At 42.5% G+C, this 3,305-nt stretch carries 3 protein-coding genes; all 3 read right to left on the bottom strand.

Annotation, left to right across the window (positions count from 1 at the left end):
- The coding region (locus MHN01_RS21380; RefSeq protein ID WP_239413329.1) for an alkaline phosphatase at positions 1 to 457 on the bottom strand (457 nt) is incomplete at its 3' end.
- Between the two features lie 130 nt (positions 458 to 587).
- Positions 588 to 2,027 (bottom strand): sulfatase-like hydrolase/transferase, encoded by a 1,440-nt coding sequence (locus MHN01_RS21385; protein WP_239413330.1) that lies wholly within the window; start codon positions 2,025 to 2,027, stop codon positions 588 to 590.
- A 92-nt stretch (positions 2,028 to 2,119) separates the two neighbouring features.
- On the bottom strand, positions 2,120 to 3,305 hold a 1,186-nt coding region (locus tag MHN01_RS21390), incomplete at its 5' end, for a putative glycoside hydrolase (protein WP_239413331.1).

Genomic DNA, 3,305 nt, shown 5'->3' on the forward strand with positions numbered 1-3,305 from the left:
TGTCAGCGATTTGATTGTACATTTTACGTTTTTCAACATGCGCAACATAACTGGCAGGCGTAGCATGATTAATTTGCGAAGTAACAACCAGACCAGTTGATTTACCTCTGGACTTCGCATATTCCAGAACAGTCTCAACCGCCCGTTTGTCTTTATCCAAGCCAATTGCACCGTTGTAGGTTTTATATCCGGTCGCCAGAGCCGTTCCTGACGCGGCACTATCTGTGACAAGTCCCTGAACATAAGAAGGGTAAGTACTTGCTCGTCCAATCAAATGGCGGTCAAAAACCGTTTTCTCTATTTCAACAGTTTCCGGATTATCCTTAAAATAACGGTAGGCAGACGTATACGCAGGCCCCATACCGTCACCGACAACCATAATAATATTCTTAGGGGCAGCCTGAGCGACACCTGCCATTCCTAAAAGAAGCGATAAAGCTAAAGCAACTCTTTTCATTAATATTTCCTAAACAATGGCTTATATTGCCATTTGCTATTTCACATATAGTTGGAAGGCTCTGACAATGAGCGATGAAATGATGAGTGAAAACAAATACCAGGGTGCCCCCTGGTATTTGTACTATGGGTTAGGCTTTTTTGGCCCGAAAACCTTCCGTTTTATGCGGGAACTTCTTCTTGTTCCATCCCCATTTTGCTGGCTCGTTCTTAGCCTGCCATGCTTTAAATTCCTTCATCAGGCGCTCAACTTGCTCAGGATATTTATCAGCCACATTGGTCGATTCGCTGATATCGTCACTGATTTTGAATAACTGGACCTCTGTTTTTCTCGGCGTAACCACTGGCATTACCAACTTCCAGTCATCGTCACGAATTGCCGCTTTAATCACGCGATCCCAGTACATGAAACGGTTGTCCAGCTTGTCTACCTTACCTGTCAGGCGCGGCATAATATCGACACCATCCAAATCCCAGTCTGAGATATCAGCACCAGCCGCTTTCAACGCGGTTGGCAGTATGTCTAAGGAGATAATAGGATCATCGATCTTCTGACCGGCTGGAATTTTACCTTTCCACGTCACAGTAAATGGAATGCGAATTCCCCCTTCCCACAACGTATTTTTTTGGCCCCGTAATGGATGGTTATACGAAGCATTCCCTTTTGGCTTACCGCCATTGTCAGATAAGAAGATAATAATGGTATCTTCCATCAACTTATATTCATCTAGCTTATTGAGAATGTTCCCGATATTTTTATCCATGTTGTAGTTCATGGCCAAAGACAAGCGACGCTTTTTATCCTTGATATGATCAAACCGGGCAAGATCTTTTTCGAGTGCTTGCAATGGGCCATGAATAGCATTGAAAGGTACATAAAGGAAGAATGGCTCATCTTTATGCCTATCGATGAAATCCACCGCTTCATTGCCAAACTTGTCTGTCAAATAATCATCAAATGGAGGAACCAGCTTTTCATTTCGATACATAGAGGAGTTTGGTTTCTCTTCGGCATTTTTCAGGTTTTGAGGCCCGACAAAATAATTAGCTGCGCCATTATTAAAACCGAAAAACTCATCAAAACCACGATTATGCGGCCAGTACTCTTTCGGGTCGCCATCATGGTATTTACCGATCATCGCAGTGGTATAGCCGATATCCTGAAAGCGGTTGCCAATAGTTGGAATATCCAAAGGCAGTCCCTGTACGATACCTTCTTTAAGAACGTAAGGCGCAGTATTGTCATGGTAACCAAATCGCTCCTGGTACCGCCCAGAAAGCATACCCGCCCGAGATGGACCACTTACGGGTGCCGTCACATAACCTGTTGTTAATATAGCGCCATCTTTGGCCAACTTGTCCAGGTTAGGCGTATCAACATCTTTGCTACTTTTCTGGAAACCAGTATCTGCATAACCCAGATCATCGGCAAAGATTAGAACAACATTTGGGGCACGATGACCATCAACGGTAGGAAACTGCGGTGAATCAGCAAAAGCGGGTTGGGCCGCACCTAGCGCTGCACTAAATGCAGTCGCAAGCATGCACTTATTAAAAGATGGTATAGACATACTGCACCTGATTAAAAGTTTGAGTTGATTAAGAATAAAAGCCAACCTACTCAGGCAGATTGGCTTTATTTCAGCTAAAAAGGAAAGAATTATTAAGGTGTCGGAACTGGAATCACAACTGGCTGGCCTGTACCTTCACTACCAGGGTTCATAACAAGCTTGACTTCACCTAGCAGATATTTCAAACCTACGTAATTAATTTCACTAACACCGTCTACAACAGTACCTTCAGGCGTAAATGCTAGCGCATTAATGTATTGAAGCGCATTCGGATCAACCTTGCCGTCAGTCGCAGTAAATAACGTTTTCAACGGAATATTAACTGAATATAACTTACTAGCATCAAGCGTTTGGATATCAATCTGGTGTACTTGAGAATTACTATATCCATCAGCTGGAACACCTTCAGCACCTGCTTCAGGCGTTGTAAACTGAACATTCAACGATAATGATGCAAAATCAGCTGGATTGTCGACATCTACATGCTTTTGCAGATAAAACTGCAACTCACCATTTTCCATCAAATAACTTAAGTCTTTATACTTAGCATCCGCCGCCGCTGGCATCGTCAAACTTAATGTTTCTACGGGACTAGTTGATTCATATTTACCAGTCTTAGCCCAATACCCCGTAAACTTATAAGCAAAACCATCAGTGTAATCTGGCAACGTCGTATTAGGGTTGGCATTAGGAATAGTACCGTTAAAACTGGTTCCATTTGTTTTAGGTAACTCCGTTGCCCAGCCAGTAATTGTGTTAGACATGTCACGACTGAATAACAGCGAATCATCTTTTATAACTTCGCTGGTATTAGTACACTGAAGTAAGTTCCCTGCACCTGCCTTATCGCCATCAGCTTCGGCTATATACTGAATATCCTGAACAGAATAGTTAATCCCGGAAACGACTTGCAGAGAAAACGGTTGGTTAACTTTGGTAATATCTACATTGTCGAAACAGCTTAGCGGAACTCTTACTTTTTGGAAATCAGTCGAACCAATATATGCACTCATTGCACTGCTAATGTCGACAGATGCGGTTTTGTCATCTGAAGATTTAAGCGTCACATTAACAGGTTGAACATCACTGGTACCTGATAGCTTATCAAAGCTATTAACTTTAATATCAAACTCTAGTACACCCTTGCTGTTATTTTTTGAGTTAGTAAAGTCATAATCAGAAGTACTAGAAAGCAACAGCTCGGCGGCAGCAGTGGCTTTATTTTCAAAACTTACGGTTCCTTCAGTAGCAACATCAGCACTTACCACAACGTTTGTA

This window comes from Photobacterium sp. OFAV2-7 (assembly GCF_022347985.1).
In the GTDB taxonomy this organism is placed as follows: Bacteria; Pseudomonadota; Gammaproteobacteria; order Enterobacterales; family Vibrionaceae; genus Photobacterium.

What these genes read in the sequence shown, in the direction of transcription:
- MHN01_RS21385 (WP_239413330.1), bottom strand. Translation starts at nt 2,027, where the DNA reads ATGTCTATACCATCTTTTAATAAGTGCATGCTTGCGACTGCATTTAGT.